The organism is Chryseobacterium sp. FP211-J200 (genome assembly GCF_001643375.1).
Lineage (GTDB): Bacteria > Bacteroidota > Bacteroidia > Flavobacteriales > Weeksellaceae > Epilithonimonas > Epilithonimonas ginsengisoli.
Genome location: NZ_LSHB01000012.1, coordinates 21551 through 42171 on the forward strand (window position 1 = coordinate 21551; position 20621 = coordinate 42171).

A 20621-nucleotide genomic window follows, 5' to 3' on the forward strand; every position below is an offset into this window, starting at 1 on the left:
AAAACTTCTAATAAAATCCTTATTTTTGCGAAGCTAAATCTTTGCTGAGTTTTACGTCTTTGCGATCTTAAAAACATTGCAACTATCAAAAAAACTTAGCGGACTTTGCGTTCAAATAACAGATAAATAGTATCTCTTGAAAAAGAAAAAAGCCGACTACACGCATCTTTCAGCCAATCAGCCCATAGGAATTTTTGATTCCGGCGTTGGTGGATTGACGGTTGCAAAAGAAATCAAAAGACTGTTGCCCAACGAAGATCTAATTTATTTTGGCGACACAAAACATCTTCCTTACGGCGAGAAATCCCGTGAAGCCATCGTCGGTTATTCAACAAAAATCACGAATTTTTTATTGGAGAAAAATTGCAAAGCAATTGTGATTGCCTGTAATTCTGCGACTGCAAACGCACTTCAGGAAGTTATAGAATTGGTTGCAGATAGAGTTCCGGTTATTGATGTCATCAATCCAGTTGCGGAAAAAGTATCTTACGAAATTCACAACAACGTTGGCGTCATTGCAACCAAAGCAACCGTGAATTCCGGACTTTATAAAAAATCAATCCGAAAGCATAATAAATTCATTAAAGTTGATGAATTAGCGACGCCACTTCTGGTTCCGGCGATTGAAGAGGGTTTTAAAAATCATCCAATCACGCATTCGATTATTTATAATTATTTGAGCAATAGCAAATTGAAGAATATCGAAACTTTGATTCTCGGCTGCACGCATTATCCACTTTTGATAGATGAAATCAAACAATACTACGGAAACCGCGTCCGTGTCATCGATTCACCTAATATCGTTGCCAATCAATTAAAAATGATTTTGGACAAACATAATCTTCTGAACGAGGAAAATCACAAGCCAACCTATCAGTTTTTCTTGTCTGATATTACCAAAAACTTCGAGAAAATCTCAAAGAAATTCTTTGGAAAATCGATTGATTTGGAGCATAAAGTTCTTTAGAAATTCTCGTTTCTAAAAATGCTTTTTATAAGGTCAACTTCTTTCTGAACGGGGTTTTTCAGCCGTTCCCCGAAGTGTAGAATGTTTTCTATCTTTTGATTTCCTTCCCAGGTAATTTCGATTCCGCCACTGGCAATTTCTTTTTTACAGAGAAAATCCGGAACGATCGAAAATCCGGAATTCCCGCTTAAACATCTCACAATCGAACAAATATTTGGAACAATATAATTCGGTTTGAAATCTGGATGACGGTTAAAATTCGCTTTCCAAAAATTATTCAGATGTTCCATATCCGCCGCAGTGCTGTACCAGATTTGCTGTTTTAGCCAATCTTCAGCTTCTTCTATCTTTTGGTTTTTCAGTAAGGTTTTTAACTCAGAAGTATCCGTTTCGCTTCCATTGACCAATACAATTTTCTCTTTGGAAAAAGCTTCGAACTCAAGATTTTTGAGGTTGGTTTTATGTGGCGTTATAATCAAATCCAACAATCCATGGTCCAAATCCGAAAACATCTGTTCATACAATCCAAAACGGATAATCACATTGAAATCCAAAGTAGGAATATGTTTCTCTAAAGTGAACTGAAAAGTCTCAAAACACATTCCGATACTTACAGTCGAGCGTTCAGTCTTTGTCGTTTTATGAAAAGTCTGTTCTGCAGTTTCGAGTTTCAAAAGTGGCTCCAGCGTGAAGTTATAAAGGATTTTCGCCTTCTCTGTCGGAATTAATTTCTTTGATATTCTTTCGAATAAAGTATAGCCAACATAAGCTTCCAATGAACCAATATGAAGACTCACGCCGGGCTGCGAAATGTACAATTCCTTTGCCGCTTTCGTAAAAGATCGGGTTTCGTAAACACTTTTAAAAGTCCTAAGCCATTCTAAATTTATCATTTTATCATCATAATTATAATGCAAATGTATGATTTAAATTATTTTTATAATTCATTTTTCTGGCGGAAATTTGCAGTATCAATAAATAATCAATTAATGAAAAATATATTTGTAATCAACGGTGGACAGACCTTTGCACATTCTGGCGGAAGCTTCAACAAAACCATTACCAATTGGACAAAAGAGGTTCTTGAAAATGAGAATTTTGAAATTAGAATCAGTAATGTTAATGATGAATTCGATGCGACTGAAGAAGCGGAAAATTTCAAATGGGCAGATGTTGTGGTCTACCATTTTCCTGTTTGGTGGTTTCAGGTTCCGAACCGTCTGAAATTTTACATTGACGAAGTTTTCACGGCTGGTCACAACAACGGGATTTACAAAAGCGACGGACGTTCCAGGGTGAATCCTGCCATCAATTACGGCACTGGCGGATTGATGCACGGCAAACATTATTTCGTCACCACAAGCTGGAATGCACCGGAAACGGCTTTCACTTTGGAAGGTGAATTTTTTGATCAACATTCTGTAGACGAAGGTGTGTTGTTCGGTTTTCACAGGATGAATGCTTTTACAGGAATGAAACATTTGGGTAGTTTCCATTTTCACGATATGGAAAAAGCAGCAACGCAGGAACGCATCGATAATTACGAACAGGAATATAAAAATTATTTGGAATCAGCGCTTCAAAATATTAAAATGCAAGCGTTTAATTAATCATTTAAAAATTTAAAATGTCAATCTATTTAACAGCGATTTTAAAATCGAAAACAGATAAAATTCAGGAACTAAAAACAATTCTGGATAATATGGTTTTGAATACCAGAAATGAAGAAGCCTGCGAAAAATATGACTTACACCAAGGTCTTGAGGACGAAACTGTTTTCATTTTTCACGAGATCTGGAAAAGCAAAGAAGGTTTGGATGCTCATAATCAACAACTTTATATCAAGGAATTTGTAGAAAAAGCACCTGAATTATTAGAAGAACCTGCAGAGATTTATCTTGCAAAACTTGTTTAATTTTAATCGAAAATGCCTTGAAGTTTTCAAGGCATTTTTAGTGTTTTTATAATTGAATTTTAAAGCCCAAATTTCTTAATTACATTGTTGATTTTCTGCTTCCATTCTGTAGGTTTTCCGGCATATCCAGCAGAAGCGATCGCATTGAGCCACTCAGAATAATCAAGATTTCCTTTCATTTTTTGATAGTACTTTTTTCGGGAAATCATTTCGCAAAACGCACGAAAAGATTCCTTAGAACTCTCAAAACTCTTGAATTTGGAACTGTTCACGGTGTTTTTTCCAACCATTCCAAAATGATTGTTTAAAGTCTGAGCGTGTTTGCTGTTCCCACCACCAGTTTCCACATAAGCGATGGAAAGAATAATTGCAGACGGAATCCCAAATTCCTTGGAAAGTTCCGTCGCTAGAGGTTTGTGTTGATTGATATAAGAATTCTGTGCAGAAATTTTTAAGTTGAAAAATAAAATAATTAAGCCTAAAAATTTGATATTGAAATTCCTCATATTCATTTCAAATTTTATTCAGAAACTGGTTGCGCTTCAAACATAGAAAAATTAATATTTCCATATTTTCGGCTGTGTTTCAAGTTCGGATGCGGATATTTTTGTCTGCTTTGATGTTCCAAAACGAAAAGTCCGTTTGGCTTTAGTAATTCATTGCTCAAAATCAAATCAATCAATTCATTGTATTTTTTTTCGTCCGTTTCAAAAGGTGCGTCGGCGAAAATAATGTCATATTTTTTCTCGTGGTTTTTCTTTCTTTTCAACCAATCGAAAACGTCGAAACGCTGCGTATTCACCTGCAAGCCCATTCCCAGTTCCTGCGCGGTCGCATTGATAAAACCTGCGTGTTTTGGGTTCAATTCAATGGATGTGATATCTTGGCAGTCTCTGGAAGCAAATTCCAAAGTGATAGAACCAATTCCTGCAAATAGGTCCAAAACAGAACAGAATTCCAAGTCAAAACGATGCTCCAAAATGCTGAACAGCGCTTCCTTCGCAAAGTCTGTGGTTGGTCTTACGTCAAAGTTTTTTGGAGCCGCAATTTTCTTCGCTTTCCATTTTCCGGATATGATTCGATACATAATTGATAGTTGATAAATGATGATTGTTGAAATTCAAAACGCTTAGATGTACCACAAAAGTCACAAAAGCTTTTCCTGAATTCGAGTTTTAAAACTGCAAAAAAGAAACAATTTCTCTTTAGCAATTTCAATTTTTTTTAGTTATAAAATTTTTCTTTTGTGCCTTTTGTGGTTAAAAAAAATTAAGCAAGCACAAAATTCTTCTTGTGCAAATTATCGAAAACGATTTTCAGATTCGGGACAAATTTCTGCATTTCCGAGATGAAAGTTTCGTTTTCCGTGGTTTCTCCGTAGATATAAAAGTAAGTTTCCGTAATTCCGAAATCAATTTTACTCAACGTAAACATGATGAAATAAAGAAAATCCACTTCCGAAGTCGCATCCAGATTATTATAAAGCACCAGTTTTTTATTCTCGATGGCAAAAAACTCAGCTTGTTGATGATATAAATTCACGTGAATTTCCTTTCTGTTTTTTACATTCAAAGAATTCAGGAACTTTTCACCTGAAAAATTAAAATGAACAGGAACTTCCAACGCTTTGATTTTTTGGTAATAATCTTTCGGGAAACTATAATAGAACTGAACGCCAAATTTCTTATTCACAGACAACATCAATTCCTCAGAATCCTTTTTCACGTCCGCATTATAAGCAATCAGGTCGTATCCCAGATCGTGCTGGTCAAGACCTTCTTCCACCACAGAAAAATGGTTGATCGCCGAGATAACAGAGATTTCAGAAAACTTTTCCGAAGCCAAAACTTCATCCAGTTTTTCCGTCACCAGATTGGCCGGCGTCTCCTCATCCTTCAGCCAGATTTTCTCCTCCAAAACCTTTTTGGACTTAGAGATCTGCCATTGCAAGCCATCTTTCGTAAAAAGCAAGGATAATTTCCTCATATTAAAGTCAATAAAATTAATTTTTTGGGCAGCTATTCCGCCTTCCACTCCCAATCTTTTTTGCTCACGTTTTGTCTCTAAATAGAACTCTAGTGCACGCAAAAAAGGATTTCCGTTCAAGTCGGGCTGCGCTTCGCAAGGTTGAAGCTTTCCACATAAATCTCAGTTTTGTTATCCATTGACGTAATCAATCTAAACTGTTGAGATTCCTACGGAATGACAAACTAATGTTTTAAATTTAAACAAACATTGAAAGTCTATTATCTATTAGTCTATTCTCTCAAAGTCTCCTCTGCGATTTGCAAAGTTAAAAAATTAAAACTTTAGGATTTCAAACTCTGTCCATTCTTACAGAATTGGTTATCTTCGCAAGATAATTCGATTTATTCTCAGAATGCAAAAAATATCATTTTTCTTTTTAATATTCGCCATTCAGCTTGGGTTTTCGCAGCAAAACATCAAGTTCGAAGATTCAGATTTTGCCACTCTTCTTGCCAAAGCCAAAACCGAAAAAAAACTTATTTTTCTTGATGCTTACGCTGCCTGGTGCGGGCCTTGTAAACTGATGGAACGCAACGTTTTCACCGATGCAAATGTAGCGGATTATTACAACAAAAATTTCATCAACGCCCATTTTGATATGGAAAAAGGCGAAGGTGTTGCTCTGGCTGCAAAATACGGCATCAGAAGTTACCCGACTTTGCTATTCCTAAACGGAGAAGGTGAGATTGTTGGAAAAGAATTAGGTTACTTAAAAACCGAAGAATTCTTGGCTTTAGGAAAGAAAAACAACAAACCAGAGTTGGTCAATACCAATCTGAAAGACGAATTTCAAAAAGGAAAATTGGACCAGCCAGCATTATTGAATTTCATTAGTCTCTACGCAGGTAAAGACCCAATTGTAGCAAAGCAAGCATCAGAAAAATATTTTTCAAACAAAAAAGACAAAACTTTCACAGGCGAAGAAATCAATGCACTTTTGAATTTCACACAATCTGTTGATGACGCCAACTACAAAGTTTTTACAGCCAATAAAGCCGCAATCGTAGAATTATTAACAGAGAAAAATTATACGCAATTTGATAATTATCTAAAATTAATGAAATTAGTCACTTCTGCAACAGATGAGAAAACGAAAACAATCGATGATTCAAAAGTTCTGAAAGAAGGTGAAGGTCTACTTCCAAAAGATGACCTTGTAAAAAGCCTCAATATTTATAAACTCAATTATTACATCTCGCACGAAAATTATCCAGCTTACGAGAAAACGGCTCTAGAATATTACAAAAATCCAGAGGAGTTCAACGCTTCAGAATTGTTAGCTGCAGCAAGTGTTTTCGCAGATAAAGTTTCTACAAAAACTTCTCTTCAAACCGCTGCAAGATGGGCGGAGAAAGTAGTGATGTCTTCAGAGAATTATGATTCTGCAAGCATCCTGGCAACTTTGTATGATAAATTAGGTAAGAAAGATGAAGCGAAAATGTTCGCTGGAATGGCTGCCAACTTCGCTAAAGACGAAAACAGAGACGCCACAAAAATGAACGATATCCTGAATAAGAAATAACAATGAAGAAAGTATTATCAATCACATTGATCTGTTTGTCAATCCTGAGCTTTTCTCAAAAAAACGAAACTTACATCAAAGCCAACGCATTATTTCTCCCAATAGGCATGCTGAATGTTGGAGTAGAACATGGTTTTTCAGAGCACATCACGGGGCAAGCAGATATTTTTGTTTCGCCCTGGAAATCATTTGGAGGAAAGCACGCGCAAGTTTATATGCTTGGTTTCAATGGGAGATATTATTTTAAAGAAGCTTTCAAAGGATTCTATGTAGGTGCAGATTTTTCATTAGCTCATTTTAACATCCAGAAATGGGGTTATTGGAATGATAATTTTTATGTTCATAAAGATGGAGAAGTCACGCCTTACATCAATTCAAATCTCTACCAGAAAGGTTTTTCTTTTATTATTGGAGGACTTACAGGATACCAGTTCAAATTGAGTGAAAAATTAAACATGGATATCTATCTTGGTGTAGGTTCGATGCAAAGTTTTTACAAGGGATACGACAAAGTTAGCGGAGATCGCTATGATTTTGGCGGAGATTCCAAGGGAAGGGAAAGAAATAGAAGCGGAGAATTACTTCCATATAAAGGTGGTGTCATGATCTCATATAAATTGTAAAGATGAATACAAAGATCAAATATCTTTTAATCGGTGTTATCACATTTGTGATTATATTTCTAATGAACTACATCGGAAATGATGCACCAGACAAATTGTCAAGAGCTTTATTAACAGCTTCCGCAGCCGTAATTGGTTTGGGAGTAGGGATGTGGATCTACAGCAAAAGAGACCAGAACGACGAACGTAATCATTTTGATTAAATATTAAATTAAAAAGCTTTATGCAAATCGATTTAATACACGGGAAAAAAATATATTTCGCTTCCGATCAGCACTTTGGTGTTCCAAATCAAAGTGAGAGCAGGATCCGGGAAGAGAAGTTCATCCGTTGGTTGGATGTCATGAAAAAAGATGCGCAGGTTCTCTTCTTGATGGGTGACCTTTTCGATTTCTGGCACGAGTGGAAATATGTGGTCCCAAAAGGTTACATCCGAGTTTTAGGTAAGATTGCCGAGCTGAAGGATTCCGGAATTGAGATTTATTTTTTCGTAGGAAATCACGATCTCTGGATGAAAAATTATTTCGAGGAAGAGTTGGGAATTCCAGTTTACTTCGAGAAAAGATATTACGAGATCAATAACAAAAATTTCCTTTTAGCACACGGAGACGGGCTTGGACCTGGCGACAAAGGCTACAAGAGAATGAAGAAAGTTTTTACCAATCCTTTAGCGCAATGGGCTTTCAGATGGCTACATCCTGACATTGCGATGAGGATTGCCAACTATATGTCGCAGAAAAACAAATTGATCTCTGGAGAGGAAGACAAAGCATTTCTTGGCGAGGACAAAGAATTTCTCATTCAATATGCCAAAGAAAAACTGAAGACCGAGAACATCGATTATTTCGTTTTCGGACATCGCCACCTTCCATTGATATTTGACTTGGAAAAAGGAGCGAAATATATCAATTTGGGCGATTGGATCGTCTATTTCACATTTGGTGTTTACGATGGAGGATCTTTCGAAGTGCAAACTTTCGAAGGTTAATTTTCAAAATGGATTTGAATAATGAAGCAGAATATTTTTGATATCAAGACAGAATCAGATTTTCAGGCAGCCTGTTTGGAAACTTTTCTTTATCAGTACGGCAATGTCGAGGTTTACAGGAAATTTGTCGATTACTTGAACATCGATCGATCATCCATTAAAGAAGTGAATGACATTCCTTTCCTTCCCATCGAGATGTTCAAAAACCATTTGGTGTTGAATAAGAATTCTAAGGCAGAAAATTATTTTCAAAGTTCCGGAACCACTCAAATAAACCGTTCCAAACATTATATCGCCGATTTTTCACTCTACGAGGAAAGTATTTACAAAAGTTTCGAAGAGTTCATTGGAAAACCAGAAGACTATATTTTTCTTGGACTACTTCCAAATTATTCCGAAAATACACATTCATCATTGATCTACATGGTCGATTTTCTGATGAAAAGATCCGATAAGCCAGAGAACGGTTATTTCCTTTACAACCATCAGGAATTATTCGATCTGCTGCAAACTTTGACCGACAAAAAAGTCATTCTCTTCGGCGTTTCCTTTGCATTATTAGACTTTCTGGACTTTTGTGACTCCAACGCTCAAACCATCAAACTCTCAAACTCTCTCACGGTGATAGAAACCGGCGGAATGAAAGGCAGAAAAGAAGAGATGACCAAAGATGAATTGCTGAAGATCTTCACACAAGGCTTCAAAACTGACAAGATCTATTCAGAATATTCGATGACAGAACTGCTTTCCCAAGCTTATTCGTTGGGCGAAAACATTTATAAAAGTCCAAATTGGATGCGAATTCTCATCAGAAATACAGAAGACCCATTTTCCTACGTTGAAGAAGGAAGAACTGGCGCGATCAACATCATCGATCTGGCGAACAGGAATTCCTGCGCATTCATCGCAACACAAGATCTAGGGAGACGCGAGAAAGACACTTTTCAGGTTTTGGGTAGGATAGACCATTCCGATATCCGCGGTTGCAGCCTTTTGGTCTCGTAAATAGTCAGAGTGTTAACTTAGAAAATTATAAATTATGGCAGCTTTATCCGTCTTCCGTTCCCAATCTTTTTTTGCCAACGCTTTTCCCCTTGCAAAAAAAAGGATTTCCACTCAAGCCGGGCTGCGGGCTTTCCCTTTCCATAGACGTTTGTTTTTCAATTCACGTTCTCTGTGTATACTTTTTTTATTTTGCCTTTCCTTCTTCAAATCTCAAAAATGTTATGATCTGAAGCAAGTTCTCAAAGTTGAACCAACAGCTTTGTACAGATCTCATTTATTGGCTTCACAAAATTTCGGAGTTGATATTTTAGAAAATGCCAAATCTGTTGACCGATATATTGCGAAGGGAAAATTTGTGAAGGTCAAAAAGAAATCCAGAGGTTACAGATTGCAGACCTTGCAATACAGCCGACCTTATCTGGTCAAGAAAGCAAGAACAACCTTAGAAAATATGGCCAACAAATTTGCGACCCAGACCAAAAGTTTCTTCGTTGTGTCATCTGTCACCAGAACTTTGGAAGACCAATGCAGACTGAGGAAAGTCAATTCCAATGCATCCTTGGGAATCAGTTCTCACAATTATGGTAATTCTTTCGATATCTCATATGTCCGTTTTGACCATGTTTTGAAAGTCAATACAAAACTTGAGAAAGAATTGGAAAAAGTCCTGGAATCCTATAAAAATCTTGGACGTATTTTCTATATCAAAGAAAAGCAGCAAAGTTGCTATCACGTTACGGTTCGCAGATATTAAAGTTTAAAAGATGATCAAAATAGAAGAACTTGTCCACAATTATGTCAATACCAATTGCGATTTTGATAAGGAAATCATTCTGACCAATTTTTTTCACTCCGATTGGGAAGCCGATATTTTGTCGATCAATAATGAAGGTTTCAGTCATGAGATTGAGATCAAATTATCAAAATCAGACTTCAAGAACGATTTCAAAAAGAAATATACCAATCAGAAAACTGGCGAAAAATTCCTGAAACATGATAAGATCGGTTGTGGTGATTATATCTGCAATTCCTTCAGTTTTCTTTTACCTATGGGAATGGTCGACCATGAGATGATTCCCGAACACTGCGGCATCATCGAGTTTTACCACGATGAGGACAATTGGGAAACGGCTTTCTACAAAATTCGTGAACCAAAGATGATCCATCAGGATTCTTATTGGAAGCTTTGCGACAAAGGTCAGTTTATGAGAAACATGGCGCGCAGCCTTCTAGTCAAGAAATTTGAATTAAAGGGTAAAAAAGAAGAACTGATTTTCAAAAATCCATTTGATATCAAGAACAAAAAATAGATCCTGCCAAAACTTACAGGATCTTTAATTTTTTTATTAATGAAATCGATCTAAGCTATTTCCTTTTTCTCGATCAACAGATTGTAAACGAATGCTGCAAAAACGCCACCTAAAACTGGTGCAGCAATGAAAAGCCAGATTTGAGAAAGAGCCGCGCCTCCAGCAAATATAGCGGGACCAATACTTCTCGCGGGATTCACAGAAACACCTGTGATCTTGATGCCAACAATGTGGATTAGTATAAGAGAAAGTCCAATCGCCAAACCTGCAAAACCACCGTGTATATTCTTCGTAGATGTTGACCCAAGGATTACCAACAAAAAGATAAATGTGAAGACAAACTCTGCTACAAAGGCAGCATAAGTATTATATTGATCCAAATAGCCAGTTCCCCAGCCATTAGAACCCAAAGCCCAAGGTCCAAGTTCAGCACCTGGATGATTGGTGAAGATCACATAAAGAATTCCCGCACCAACAATCGCACCTATGATCTGTGCAACAATGTAATAGACCGCTTCTCCAATCTTCATTCTGCCAGCTGCAACCATAGCGATAGAAATTGCAGGATTGATGTGACAGCCGGAAATGTGACCAATAGCATATGCCATTGCGACCACACTGAGTCCGAAAGCAAAAGAAATTCCCAGAAGACCAACGCCTGTCGTTCCGTCGGCTCCCGCAATGACTGCACTTCCGCAGCCCATCAATACAAGAACCATGGTGCCGATCATTTCGGCAACAAATTTTGAAGTTGTAGATACTATTTGTAATGTTTTTTTATAGTTTATTGTGACAAATGTAATAATTATTTCTTTTGATTGTAATATAATGTAAATAATATCTTAAATTCTGCCATTATTTCTGATATTTCTCTCTGTTTATCGGTGGTTTGTTTTTTGAGTTAAACAATTGTATAAATTTTAAAATATGTCAATCAAATATTCAATTCTGGACCTTGCGACGATTGTCAAAGGCGACGATATCAATAAAACGTTTCATAAATCAGTTAGGTCCGCTCAACACGCTGAGAAGTTGGGCTTCACGAGATATTGGTTCTCAGAACATCATAATTTTCCCAATGTGGCGAGTGCGGCGACATCCATTTTAATTGGTCATGTGGCTGGTCAGACTGAAACTTTGAGAGTTGGTTCTGGTGGAATTATGTTGCCAAATCATTCCACTTTGTCTGTAGCAGAGCAGTTTGGAACTTTGGACGGTCTCTTTCCTGGAAGAATCGACCTTGGTTTGGGCAGAGCACCGGGAACCGACATGTTGACCGCAAGTGCTTTGCGTGGTAATAATTTCAATCCCAATTACAATTTTGAATTCAATATCAAAGAACTTCAGAAGTACATGTCAAATGAAAATTCTGAAGCTAAAGTGAGAGCGATTCCGGGAGAAGGCGCAGATGTTCCGCTTTACATCTTGGGAAGTTCTACGGATTCTGCTTTTTTGGCTGCTAAATTGGGAATGCCTTACGCATTTGCAGCACATTTTGCACCTTCGCAGTTGGAGGTGGCTTTGGAAATTTACAGAGAACATTTTCAACCTTCGGAGTTTTTGGATGAGCCTTATGTGATGATCTGCATCAATATTATCGGAGCAGATTCTGTGGATGAGGCGCACTATCTATCGACTTCTCATTTTCAGGTTTTTGTCAATATCTTGACGGATCAAAGACAACCACTATTACCACCAGATGAAACTGATCTGGCTAATATTTCTGATGATGTCGCATTGCATCTCAACAGAATGGCTGCAAAAACTTTTGTTGGTGATAAAGAAACATTGAAGGAGAAACTTACGAAGTTTGCGAAAGATTACCGACCAAATGAGATCATCGTTTCAGGCAATATCTTTGATTTTGAGAAAAAACAAAGATCCTACGAGATTGCTTCTGAAGTCATCAAGTCATTATAATTAAAAAGCACAAACCTAAGTTTGTGCTTTTCTTTTTTATTTCAAAACATCAAATTCTATCGTGCTTCCACTGGAAACTTTGATCTCTGCTCTTTCATAATCATCCTTTGTTGCTTTGTAAGGATTTTCTAAGAATTTCTGAGGATTGATCGCCATCAGCGGGAACCAAGTACTTTGAACCTGGATCTGAACTTTATGTCCTTTTTTGAACGTATGGAAAACATCCTGTAGCTTTACATCTACGATTGCTTCTTTGTTCGGTGTCAGTGCTTCTGGTTTTTCAAAACTGTTACGGAATCTTGCCGGCATGATCTCGCTTCTTACCATCTGATGATAATTGGCGTAAACAACGTTTGGTTTATCGGTATTTGATTTTTCATCTGCTGGATAGATATCAATCAATTTGACGATGAAGTCGGCGTCGGTAGAAGAAGATATGACCTTTAATTTGGTTAAGATCTCGCCAGCCAAAGTCAAATCATTTTCGAGAATATCGGTCGTGTAAGTCACAACATCTGTTCTATAGCTTGCAAAACGCTGATCTTCACTCATATAGTTTTTTGGTGTGAAACCGTTCATATCTTTGTAATTCTCACTACTCAAGACTGGTTTGTTTGGGTCGGAGATGTAGGATGCGAAGGTCTTTGGATTTTCTGCAGTGGAAGAAAGTGTTCCTGAACTGTTGAGAAAAAAGCTTTGTTTTGCAGTTTGTTTTGGTGGCCAGTTTTCGAATTGTTGCCACTCTTTTTTCCCTGTATCAAACATGTAAGCTTCCGGAAGTTTGGCTGCCGTTTTAGAGTCTTCTTTCAAATAATGATGGAAGAAAGGCTGTTCTATATTTTTCTGATAAAACGTCGCGATGCTGTCTCCGAAATAGATATCATTATGAAAATGCTTTCCGCTATCATAGTTCCAACCGCCGTGAGAGAAAGGTCCCATAACAATTGTATTTTTCGCTTTCGGACTAGACTTTTCAATGGTCTTATAAATTTCTAAAGGCCCTCTTAGATCTTCGGAATCGAACCATCCGCCAACGGTCATTACGGCGTGGTTGATATTTTTAAGATGAGGCAGAAGATTTCTTTTTTGCCAAAACTCATCGTAGTTTGGATGCTCGACGACTTCCTGCATGAAGAAGTTGTCTTTATAATATTTGTCAACACCTTCCTTCAGCGTTCCCATATTTTTGTAGAAAAGATAACCGTCATCTGAAGTTGGTTTTATCATTTTGTCTGCAAACCAAGATTCTTTTTCAGGTTTTGTCTTATTAACGCCAAAGACAGGAAAAGTTTTGAAATAGCCCATCAAGAATGCACCGTTGTGGTGAAAGTCGTCATACCAAAAATCGGAAATTGGTGCCTGTGGAGAAGAGGCCACCAAAGCTGGATGATTTGCTAAAGTTCCAACTGCTGTATAAAATCCAGGATAGGATGTTCCATATTGACCCACTTTTCCGTTGTTGTTTTGTACATTTTTCACCAACCAGTCCACAGTGTCGTAAGTATCAGTACTTTCGTCGATGTCTTTTTTTGTTTTGTGGTCTACTTGGGGCGTCATATTCGTAAAAGTGCCTTCGCTCATGTATCTTCCGCGAACATCTTGGAAAACGAAGATGTATTTTTCATTTTCAATGAATTTGTTTGGGCTCAATTTCTTTCTGAAAGTGGTTTCTCCGTAAGGTGCGATGCTGTAACAAGTTCTGTTCATAATGAAAGGATACTTGTTGCTTTTCGAAATGTCTTTCGGTGTGTAGATGATGGTGAACAGTTTTGTACCGTCACGCATTGGGATGTAAACTTCTTTTTTTGAGAAGTTTTCTTCGACAGAAGTTGCCTGCGAAAACCCTAATGTGGATGTGATAACAAAGAGTAGAAAAAGTAATTTATTCATTGAAATAAAATTTTTAATAAAGATAAAATATGAAAATGGAAATCAGTTATTTTATAGTGCTAATTTTTCCCATATTGATTGATCCAATCGGCGGTTGACGTCAGTTTTTTCGCAGAATTGCGTGGCAATGCATCCAACGAATGATCTGCTCCTTCGAAAATCAGTAATTTGTAAATTACATTCTTTGATTTCAAAATCTCTATCAAATTATAAGATTGTTTGATGGGAACAACTGGGTCCACATCACCATGAATAATGAGAATAGGAATATTCTTAACAAATTTCACGGGACTTGATTTTGTATAAAGTTCAGGAATCGGGTCACCTTCTTTCCAGATTGTCTTATTTCCAGACATTTGGTTGACTGCATCCATCAAATGTTGGTTGTCCAATTGCCAAAGTGTGTTGGTGTCTGTAAAATCTGTAGGGCCACAGCGGTCTACAATGGCCTTGATCTTATCCGTTTTGGTGTAGGCATACATCAGCGAAATGTGTGCTCCGGAACTTTGCCCTGTGATGGAGAAGCCGGTGCTTCGCGTGTTCCACTCCTTGGAATGGGCAATTATATATTTGAAAGCTTGATCAACATCGTCCAATAATTCTGGGAGATGTGTGTCTGTACTGTTTGCATATCTGTAATTGATGTTGGCAACGGCGATTCCTTTGGAAAGTAAATATTTTGAAAGGGAAGTGTCACTGCTTTTGTCACCAACTGTCCAAGCGCCTCCATGAATATTGATGACAAAAGGTGTTTCTGGATTTCTGTTGGCTGGCAGATAAATGTCCATTTTGTTACGGTCATGAGATCCATATTTAACATCGGTGAGTTCAATCTCTTGAGTTTCGTTTTCCGATTGGGTGGAAGAACAGCCAGAAAATGAAAATATAAATAAGAATAATAAGATATGATTCATAATTACAAATGTTGCAAGTACGAATTTAGTTTTTTTTGGAATCAGAAAGTTAAAACTTGCCAGAAACTTTGATTTACAACTAGGCGTTCAATTTTGCGAAGCGCGCCCCGGCCTGAGTGGAGCTCTTTTTCTTTTTTGAATTGGAAGAAGCGAAGGAAAAAGAAAAAAGCGGGAACGGAGGACGGATGAAGGCGCCCTAATTTTTGGTTTGAGAGTGGGAGAGTTGGAGAGAATTTTTGTTGGATTGATTTTATAAAAAAACCTGACTCAATGTGAATCAGGTTTATATCTTATGTTGTTTGAATTTTTTACAATCCGAATATTTTTGCGAATAGATCCGGCACAATTCCCATTGAAACCAATGCTAAAATAATCACCACAGAAACGATATTGTAAGTGATACTCGCTCTTTCTGTATTGTGGAAATTTTCTTCTTTGTAGAAGAACATCGCGATAATTAATTTTAAATAATAAGCGATACTCAACGCAGAACCTAGAACTGCAATCAAAACCAGGAACTCATAATGTCCACCGATCACTTGATTGAAGATTCCTAATTTTCCGATGAAACCAGCGGTCAAAGGAATACCAGCCATGGATAACATAGAAACTGTGGAAACGACCGCCAAAACGGGCTCTCTTTTCCCCAATCCGTTGAAAGCTGTGAATGAGGTTTCTTTCTTGATCTTCTCGATCCAAAGTAAACTGATGAAGACGCCAACGGTTGCCAATGAATAAGCGAATAAGTAATATCCTAAAATGTAGGTTGAGAAGTTATTGATCCCGAAGAATATCAAAGCGATATAACCTGCGTGGGAAACGGAAGAGTAGGCAAGCATTCTTTTTGCGTTGGTCTGAACCAATCCCATCACGTTTGCAAGTAACAATGTCAAGATGATGAAAACGCCTAAAATATTGATCCAATCTCCAGCAATACCGTTGAAAGCAATCGTCATTAATTTGAATAATGCGAAGAATCCTGAGATCTTAACGACTGACGCCATAAAAGCTGTGATCAAAGAAGGTGAACCTTGATAAACATCCGGGCTCCACATGTGGAAAGGTGCCAATGACACTTTAAAAGCCAATGCACACAACATCAAGATAGCTCCCATGATCAGCATCAAGTTCTTTGGATTGTTGATGGCAAAATCGTGGATCGTGTAAAGGTCGAAACTTCCTGCGCTTCCGTAAACCAAAGCGACTCCGAATAGTAAGAAGCCAGTTGCAAATGCGCCTAATAGGAAATATTTCATGGAAGCTTCTGTTGAACGAAGATCCGTTTTATCTGCTCCAGCCATCACGTACAATGGAATTGATAAGATCTCGATCCCTAGGAATAATGTTACCAGGTTTTGGAATCCGAATAATACGACGCCGCCACAAAGTGCAAACAACATCAAAGCATATAATTCTGACTGGTGACTTCTGTGGTTGCTGAATGCAAATCCTCCTAAAAAGAATAATAGAAGCGTTACAACTACTGATATTTTTGTGAACAAAGCAGCATTGTTTCCGTATTCGTACATCGATTTGTATTGGTCGAAGAACTCACATTCTGGAAGAAAACTGACATATAGACCAACGATCAATCCTGCGATCCCGATATATCTTGCGTATTTTCCTTTCTCGAAAACACCCGAGAATAATACAAGAACAGCCGTAAGGAATAAAATTATTAAAACACTCATTTCTTTTATTTGTTTCGCCGGAACTCGGAAAGCCGATGTCCGTTTTGAATTTTATTATTTATTTAAATTAATACCTCAAAGAAGATATTATTAATTGATCATGGATGAATAGATGAAGCTAACAGAGCTTGTCACCATTTCTATAACCGGTTGTGGATAAACGCCCAAAGCGATTACAAAAACTGATAAACTTGCCAACACTGTGAATTCTACATTGCTTACATCTTTCGTAGTTGCTAAAACTGAATCATCACCTTTTCCGAACATTGCTTTTCCGTAGAATCTCAACATATAAGCTGCAGCAAGAATGATTGTCAATCCAGCCAAAACAGCCATAATGTGATTGTATGTGTAAACTGATTTCAATAAGATAAATTCTCCGATGAATCCGTTGGTCAATGGAACTCCGGTTGCACCAAGTAAGATGATCATGAATAAGATGGCAAACTTAGGAGCGACTTTCGCCAAACCTCCCATTTTTCTGATGTCTCTAGTTTTGAATCTTTTATAAAGAATATCTGCACAATAGAAAAGTCCTACAACATTGATCCCGTGGGCAAAACTCTGGATCATTGCACCTTGTCCACCTTCGAAGGTCAATCCTGTTCTCATTGTTACAACTGCTGAGGCAAAAATACCAGCGACAATCAATCCAACGTGAGAAAGAGATGAGAAAGCGATCAATCGTTTGCTGTCTGTAGAAATCATTGCGATCAAAGCTCCGTAGATAATTCCAATCACTGAAAGGATGATCACGATTTCGCCAGAAATTCCGCCGATTGCTAATGGTGTGATTGGTAAAAGATATCTTAATACGCCATAAACTGCCATCTTCAGCATAATTCCTGATAGCAACATCGACCCTTGAGTAGGAGAGTAGGTGTACGTGTCAGGCTGCCAAGTGTGGAAAGGAAAGACTGGTAACTTCACTGCAAATGCAAAGAAGATGAACCAGAAAATCACATTCTGTTCGTTGATATTAAGGTCAGCATTGTAAAGATCTGTCAAAGCAAAAGATGCTGCGTGGTTGTAAACGTAGATCAAACCGATCAACATGAACAATGATCCTACGAATGTGTAAACGAAGAATTTCGTTGTGAATTTGATTCGCTTATCTTCTTGTCCCCAGATTCCGGCGATCAACCAGATCGGGATCAATGTTACTTCCCAGAAGATGTAGAAAAGTAATCCGTCCAAAGAAGTGAAAACACCCAACAATCCGAATTGCATTAATAAGATCAATGCGTAGAAAGAATTGGGGTAGCCTTTCGCTTCGTTGTAAGAAGACAGAACGATTAGTGGAATCAAGATGTTCGTTAAAAGAACCATCAGCATACTCATTCCATCAATCCCAAAATTCAGACTACTTTTGATGTAGCTGGACCAAGGATAAGTGATCTCGTATTGCAATGGCGCATCAACAGTTGGATTGAAATCGAAACTTCCCAACATGTAAAATGCTAAAAACATCTGTGCAAGGGCAAAAGCCAATGCGATATATTTACTGGAAGCATTTTTCCAGAAAAAGAGTAAACCCGAACCTACAAGAGGTAACAGTAATAATGTTAATAGTAAATAAGACATTATCTATTTATTTCAATAAAAAGTTAACAATTAATACGATACCTACAGCCAACGACATGATCAGCACATAGTTTTCTACATTTCCGTTCTGAAGGCGTTTTGCCGCTCTTCCAGAATCTGCCGCTCCAAGTCCAATGAAATTCACAATAGGATCCAGAACCGCTTTGTCAAACATCGCTGCTGCTTTACCAGCTTCCTCGAAAGGTCTTACGATGCAGGCGTTATATATTTCGTCTACGAATAATTTTCTAGCCGATAGTTTTTCCCAACCTGTATATTGATTTTCCGGAAGCGCTATTTTCTGTTTTTTCACGTAAGTGTTTTTAACAAAGAACCAAACGGTGAAGAACATTAATATCGTTGCGCCAAGAAGGATCATTTCTGTGTTGAAACTCACGCCGGAAAGTGTATTTTCCATTTGTTTGAAACTTTCCTCCGTCAAAACAGGTTTTAGCCATTCCATTAATTTGGCATAATGACCATGACCAATGAAGTGAGGAAGGTTGATAAAACCTCCAACCACTGAAAGGACAGCCAAAACAATCAATGGCAAAGTCATACTTGTCGGACTCTCGTGCAAGTGGTGTTTTTGATCTTCAGTCCCTCTGAACTCACCGTGGAAAGTCAAATAGTACAATCTGAACATATATGTTGCTGTGATAGCCGCTAAAACAAATAGCATTACCCAATAAATTGGATTTTTAGCATAAGCTGCTACCAGAATTTCGTCTTTGGAGATCATCCCTGAAAGTAGTGGGAATCCTGAGATTGCCAATGTTCCGATCAGGAAAGTAATATGTGTGATTGGAATATATTTTTTCAAACCGCCCATGAAACGCATATCCTGCTCGTTGCTCATCGCGTGGATCACAGAACCTGCTCCCAAGAATAACAAAGCTTTGAAGAAAGCGTGCGTCATCACGTGGAACATTGCTGTTGAATAAGCGCCCAATCCTAAAGCGATAAACATAAATCCAAGTTGAGAAACTGTAGAATATGCCAATACTTTTTTGATATCGTTTTGACGAAGTGCGTAGAAACCTGCCAATGCTGCGGTCAAGAATCCAATTAATAAAATTCCGTCCTGAACTGTTGGTGCAAGGACAAATAAGAAATTAGATCTAACAACCAAATAAACTCCAGCTGTAACCATTGTTGCTGCGTGGATCAAAGCGGAAACTGGCGTTGGTCCAGCCATTGCGTCTGGCAACCAAGTGTACAAAGGAACCTGAGCAGATTTACCCGTCGCTCCGATGAACAAACAAGCTGTGATAAAGATAATCGGTGTTCCGTCCAGTTCAAAGCTTGAAGCGTTTTGTGCTACAGAAAGATAATCAATAGCGTTAACGTGTGCTGCGATTGCGAAAATCCCGATCAATAATCCAAGGTCACCAATACGGTTCATGATAAAAGCTTTTCTTGCCGCTTTTCCATATTCTTCGTTGGTGTACCAGAATCCAATTAGTAAATAAGAACAAAGTCCTACACCTTCCCAACCGATAAACAAGATCAGATAGTTGCTTCCTAAAACCAAAAGCAACATCGAAAAAATGAAAAGATTGAGGTAAGTGAAGAATTTATAAAATCCTTTGTCGTGGCTCATGTAGCCAATCGAGTAGAGGTGGATCAATGAACCAATTCCAGTGATGATCATGACCATCATTAATGATAACTGATCGACTTGAAATCCGAAATTAACCTGAATTCCATTCACTCTAAACCATTCGAAAGCTTTGATGACAACAGGCGCGCTGTCATCATTAAAACTAAAAAATATACTTGTCGTGATAACAAACGAAGCGAAAACTACCAATGTTGCCAAACTACCAACCACTATTTTAGGAAGGTGCTTCCCAAAAAGTCCGTTGATGATGAATCCAACTAAAGGTAAAAGTATGATCGCGTAAACTAAATTTTCCATTCCTTTTATTATCCTCTTAATTTATTAAAAATACTCACGTCCACAGATTTGGTATTTCTGTACATCATTGCGATAATCGCCAATCCTACAGCTACTTCTGCTGCGGCAACCACCATAATGAAGAATACCAAAAGCTGACCGTTGCCATCGCCACTGTAAGCTGAAAATGCTGCCAGCAAAAGATTCACGGAATTAAGCATCAATTCTACACATCCTAATATCACGATGGCATTTTTACGAAGCAAAACTCCCAAAACACCAAGACAAAACAGAAGCGTGCACAGAATAATGAAATATTCCAAAGGCACTTGCTGTATAAATGTATTTACGTCTCCTCCCATAA

At 37.8% G+C, this 20621-nt stretch carries 22 protein-coding genes; 11 read left to right on the forward strand and 11 right to left on the reverse strand.

Translation table 11 applies throughout. The features are described from left to right. Positions 1 to 136: 136 nt before the first annotated feature. Positions 137 to 967, forward strand: coding sequence for a glutamate racemase (gene murI / locus AXA65_RS04835; RefSeq protein ID WP_063968995.1), 831 nt, complete (start codon positions 137 to 139; stop codon positions 965 to 967). Here the strand turns inward: murI and AXA65_RS04840 are convergent. Continuing rightward, the gene (locus AXA65_RS04840) at positions 964 to 1860 is read right to left on the reverse strand and encodes a LysR family transcriptional regulator (RefSeq protein WP_063968996.1); all 897 of its coding nucleotides are present in this window, start codon (positions 1858 to 1860) and stop codon (positions 964 to 966) included. The genes murI and AXA65_RS04840 overlap by 4 nt on opposite strands. A 96-nt stretch (positions 1861 to 1956) precedes the next feature. Between AXA65_RS04840 and AXA65_RS04845 the strand changes: the two genes are divergently transcribed. Next, positions 1957 to 2577 (forward strand): NAD(P)H-dependent oxidoreductase, encoded by a 621-nt coding sequence (locus AXA65_RS04845; protein WP_063968997.1) that lies wholly within the window; start codon positions 1957 to 1959, stop codon positions 2575 to 2577. Between the two features lie 17 nt (positions 2578 to 2594). Beyond that, positions 2595 to 2882 (forward strand): putative quinol monooxygenase, encoded by a 288-nt coding sequence (locus tag AXA65_RS04850; protein WP_063968998.1) that lies wholly within the window; start codon positions 2595 to 2597, stop codon positions 2880 to 2882. Between the two features lie 59 nt (positions 2883 to 2941). Here the strand turns inward: AXA65_RS04850 and AXA65_RS04855 are convergent, their stop codons facing one another. From AXA65_RS04855 to AXA65_RS04865, 3 genes are all read right to left on the reverse strand, one after another. Beyond that, complete coding sequence (locus tag AXA65_RS04855) at positions 2942 to 3388, reverse strand: glucosaminidase domain-containing protein (RefSeq protein WP_063969082.1); 447 nt, start codon at positions 3386 to 3388, stop codon at positions 2942 to 2944. Positions 3389 to 3402: 14 nt separating this feature from the next. Beyond that, the gene (locus AXA65_RS04860) at positions 3403 to 3969 is read right to left on the reverse strand and encodes an RsmD family RNA methyltransferase (RefSeq protein ID WP_063968999.1); all 567 of its coding nucleotides are present in this window, start codon (positions 3967 to 3969) and stop codon (positions 3403 to 3405) included. 182 nt (positions 3970 to 4151) lie between these two features. Further along, entirely contained in the window at positions 4152 to 4868 is a 717-nt protein-coding gene (locus AXA65_RS04865; RefSeq protein ID WP_063969083.1) for a DUF3822 family protein, read from the reverse strand. Between the two features lie 394 nt (positions 4869 to 5262). Between AXA65_RS04865 and AXA65_RS04870 the strand changes: the two genes are divergently transcribed. The 7 genes from AXA65_RS04870 (at position 5263) to AXA65_RS04900 (ending at position 10358) form a co-directional block, all read left to right on the forward strand. Next, positions 5263 to 6432 carry a thioredoxin family protein gene (locus tag AXA65_RS04870; RefSeq protein WP_063969000.1) on the forward strand — a complete coding sequence of 390 codons (1170 nt, stop codon included), beginning with the start codon at positions 5263 to 5265 and terminating at the stop codon, positions 6430 to 6432. A gap of 2 nt (positions 6433 to 6434) precedes the next feature. Further along, a complete protein-coding gene (locus AXA65_RS04875; RefSeq protein WP_063969001.1) occupies positions 6435 to 7055 on the forward strand; it encodes a DUF3575 domain-containing protein in 621 nt (206 codons plus the stop codon). A 2-nt stretch (positions 7056 to 7057) separates the two neighbouring features. Further along, positions 7058 to 7258: a hypothetical protein gene (locus AXA65_RS04880; RefSeq protein WP_063969002.1), complete on the forward strand. Its 201-nt coding sequence runs from the start codon at positions 7058 to 7060 to the stop codon at positions 7256 to 7258. A gap of 20 nt (positions 7259 to 7278) precedes the next feature. Continuing rightward, the gene (locus AXA65_RS04885; protein ID WP_063969003.1) at positions 7279 to 8043 is read left to right on the forward strand and encodes a UDP-2,3-diacylglucosamine diphosphatase; all 765 of its coding nucleotides are present in this window, start codon (positions 7279 to 7281) and stop codon (positions 8041 to 8043) included. A 21-nt stretch (positions 8044 to 8064) separates the two neighbouring features. After that, positions 8065 to 9048 carry an acyl transferase gene (locus AXA65_RS04890; RefSeq protein ID WP_063969004.1) on the forward strand — a complete coding sequence of 328 codons (984 nt, stop codon included), beginning with the start codon at positions 8065 to 8067 and terminating at the stop codon, positions 9046 to 9048. A 277-nt stretch (positions 9049 to 9325) separates the two neighbouring features. Beyond that, positions 9326 to 9802 carry a DUF5715 family protein gene (locus AXA65_RS04895; protein ID WP_228391623.1) on the forward strand — a complete coding sequence of 159 codons (477 nt, stop codon included), beginning with the start codon at positions 9326 to 9328 and terminating at the stop codon, positions 9800 to 9802. Positions 9803 to 9812: 10 nt separating this feature from the next. Further along, positions 9813 to 10358: a hypothetical protein gene (locus tag AXA65_RS04900; protein ID WP_063969005.1), complete on the forward strand. Its 546-nt coding sequence runs from the start codon at positions 9813 to 9815 to the stop codon at positions 10356 to 10358. A gap of 50 nt (positions 10359 to 10408) precedes the next feature. Here the strand turns inward: AXA65_RS04900 and aqpZ are convergent, their stop codons facing one another. Further along, the gene (gene aqpZ, locus AXA65_RS04905; RefSeq protein ID WP_317040334.1) at positions 10409 to 11197 is read right to left on the reverse strand and encodes an aquaporin Z; all 789 of its coding nucleotides are present in this window, start codon (positions 11195 to 11197) and stop codon (positions 10409 to 10411) included. Positions 11198 to 11285: 88 nt separating this feature from the next. Here aqpZ and AXA65_RS04910 point away from each other — a divergent pair, with 88 nt between their 5' ends. Continuing rightward, positions 11286 to 12278 carry an LLM class flavin-dependent oxidoreductase gene (locus AXA65_RS04910; protein WP_063969007.1) on the forward strand — a complete coding sequence of 331 codons (993 nt, stop codon included), beginning with the start codon at positions 11286 to 11288 and terminating at the stop codon, positions 12276 to 12278. Between the two features lie 36 nt (positions 12279 to 12314). Here AXA65_RS04910 and AXA65_RS04915 read toward each other — a convergent pair whose 3' ends face one another. From AXA65_RS04915 to nuoK, 6 genes are all read right to left on the reverse strand, one after another. Continuing rightward, the gene (locus AXA65_RS04915) at positions 12315 to 14168 is read right to left on the reverse strand and encodes a CocE/NonD family hydrolase (protein WP_063969008.1); all 1854 of its coding nucleotides are present in this window, start codon (positions 14166 to 14168) and stop codon (positions 12315 to 12317) included. 59 nt (positions 14169 to 14227) lie between these two features. Continuing rightward, positions 14228 to 15082: a prolyl oligopeptidase family serine peptidase gene (locus tag AXA65_RS04920; RefSeq protein WP_063969009.1), complete on the reverse strand. Its 855-nt coding sequence runs from the start codon at positions 15080 to 15082 to the stop codon at positions 14228 to 14230. Between the two features lie 308 nt (positions 15083 to 15390). Next, positions 15391 to 16773 carry an NADH-quinone oxidoreductase subunit N gene (locus tag AXA65_RS04925; RefSeq protein ID WP_063969010.1) on the reverse strand — a complete coding sequence of 461 codons (1383 nt, stop codon included), beginning with the start codon at positions 16771 to 16773 and terminating at the stop codon, positions 15391 to 15393. A gap of 90 nt (positions 16774 to 16863) precedes the next feature. Continuing rightward, complete coding sequence (locus AXA65_RS04930; protein WP_063969011.1) at positions 16864 to 18357, reverse strand: NuoM family protein; 1494 nt, start codon at positions 18355 to 18357, stop codon at positions 16864 to 16866. A 7-nt stretch (positions 18358 to 18364) separates the two neighbouring features. Further along, positions 18365 to 20278: an NADH-quinone oxidoreductase subunit L gene (gene nuoL / locus AXA65_RS04935; RefSeq protein WP_063969012.1), complete on the reverse strand. Its 1914-nt coding sequence runs from the start codon at positions 20276 to 20278 to the stop codon at positions 18365 to 18367. 8 nt (positions 20279 to 20286) lie between these two features. After that, positions 20287 to 20619: an NADH-quinone oxidoreductase subunit NuoK gene (gene nuoK / locus AXA65_RS04940; protein ID WP_063969013.1), complete on the reverse strand. Its 333-nt coding sequence runs from the start codon at positions 20617 to 20619 to the stop codon at positions 20287 to 20289. Between the last annotated feature and the right edge of the window lie 2 nt (positions 20620 to 20621).

Excerpts from the sequence above, each read along its gene's own strand:
- AXA65_RS04890 (WP_063969004.1), top strand. The coding sequence starts at position 8,065 with ATGAAGCAGAATATTTTTGATATCAAGACAGAATCAGATTTTCAGGCA.
- AXA65_RS04930 (WP_063969011.1), bottom strand. The coding sequence starts at position 18,357 with ATGTCTTATTTACTATTAACATTATTACTGTTACCTCTTGTAGGTTCG.
- AXA65_RS04925 (WP_063969010.1), bottom strand. The coding sequence starts at position 16,773 with ATGAGTGTTTTAATAATTTTATTCCTTACGGCTGTTCTTGTATTATTC.
- AXA65_RS04920 (WP_063969009.1), bottom strand. The coding sequence starts at position 15,082 with ATGAATCATATCTTATTATTCTTATTTATATTTTCATTTTCTGGCTGT.
- AXA65_RS04885 (WP_063969003.1), top strand. The coding sequence starts at position 7,279 with ATGCAAATCGATTTAATACACGGGAAAAAAATATATTTCGCTTCCGAT.
- AXA65_RS04860 (WP_063968999.1), bottom strand. The coding sequence starts at position 3,969 with ATGTATCGAATCATATCCGGAAAATGGAAAGCGAAGAAAATTGCGGCT.
- AXA65_RS04915 (WP_063969008.1), bottom strand. The coding sequence starts at position 14,168 with ATGAATAAATTACTTTTTCTACTCTTTGTTATCACATCCACATTAGGG.
- AXA65_RS04850 (WP_063968998.1), top strand. The coding sequence starts at position 2,595 with ATGTCAATCTATTTAACAGCGATTTTAAAATCGAAAACAGATAAAATT.
- nuoL (WP_063969012.1), bottom strand. The coding sequence starts at position 20,278 with ATGGAAAATTTAGTTTACGCGATCATACTTTTACCTTTAGTTGGATTC.
- AXA65_RS04880 (WP_063969002.1), top strand. The coding sequence starts at position 7,058 with ATGAATACAAAGATCAAATATCTTTTAATCGGTGTTATCACATTTGTG.
- AXA65_RS04855 (WP_063969082.1), bottom strand. The coding sequence starts at position 3,388 with ATGAGGAATTTCAATATCAAATTTTTAGGCTTAATTATTTTATTTTTC.
- AXA65_RS04870 (WP_063969000.1), top strand. The coding sequence starts at position 5,263 with ATGCAAAAAATATCATTTTTCTTTTTAATATTCGCCATTCAGCTTGGG.
- nuoK (WP_063969013.1), bottom strand. The coding sequence starts at position 20,619 with ATGGGAGGAGACGTAAATACATTTATACAGCAAGTGCCTTTGGAATAT.
- AXA65_RS04845 (WP_063968997.1), top strand. The coding sequence starts at position 1,957 with ATGAAAAATATATTTGTAATCAACGGTGGACAGACCTTTGCACATTCT.
- AXA65_RS04875 (WP_063969001.1), top strand. The coding sequence starts at position 6,435 with ATGAAGAAAGTATTATCAATCACATTGATCTGTTTGTCAATCCTGAGC.
- AXA65_RS04840 (WP_063968996.1), bottom strand. The coding sequence starts at position 1,860 with ATGATAAATTTAGAATGGCTTAGGACTTTTAAAAGTGTTTACGAAACC.
- AXA65_RS04865 (WP_063969083.1), bottom strand. The coding sequence starts at position 4,868 with ATGAGGAAATTATCCTTGCTTTTTACGAAAGATGGCTTGCAATGGCAG.
- AXA65_RS04910 (WP_063969007.1), top strand. The coding sequence starts at position 11,286 with ATGTCAATCAAATATTCAATTCTGGACCTTGCGACGATTGTCAAAGGC.
- AXA65_RS04900 (WP_063969005.1), top strand. The coding sequence starts at position 9,813 with ATGATCAAAATAGAAGAACTTGTCCACAATTATGTCAATACCAATTGC.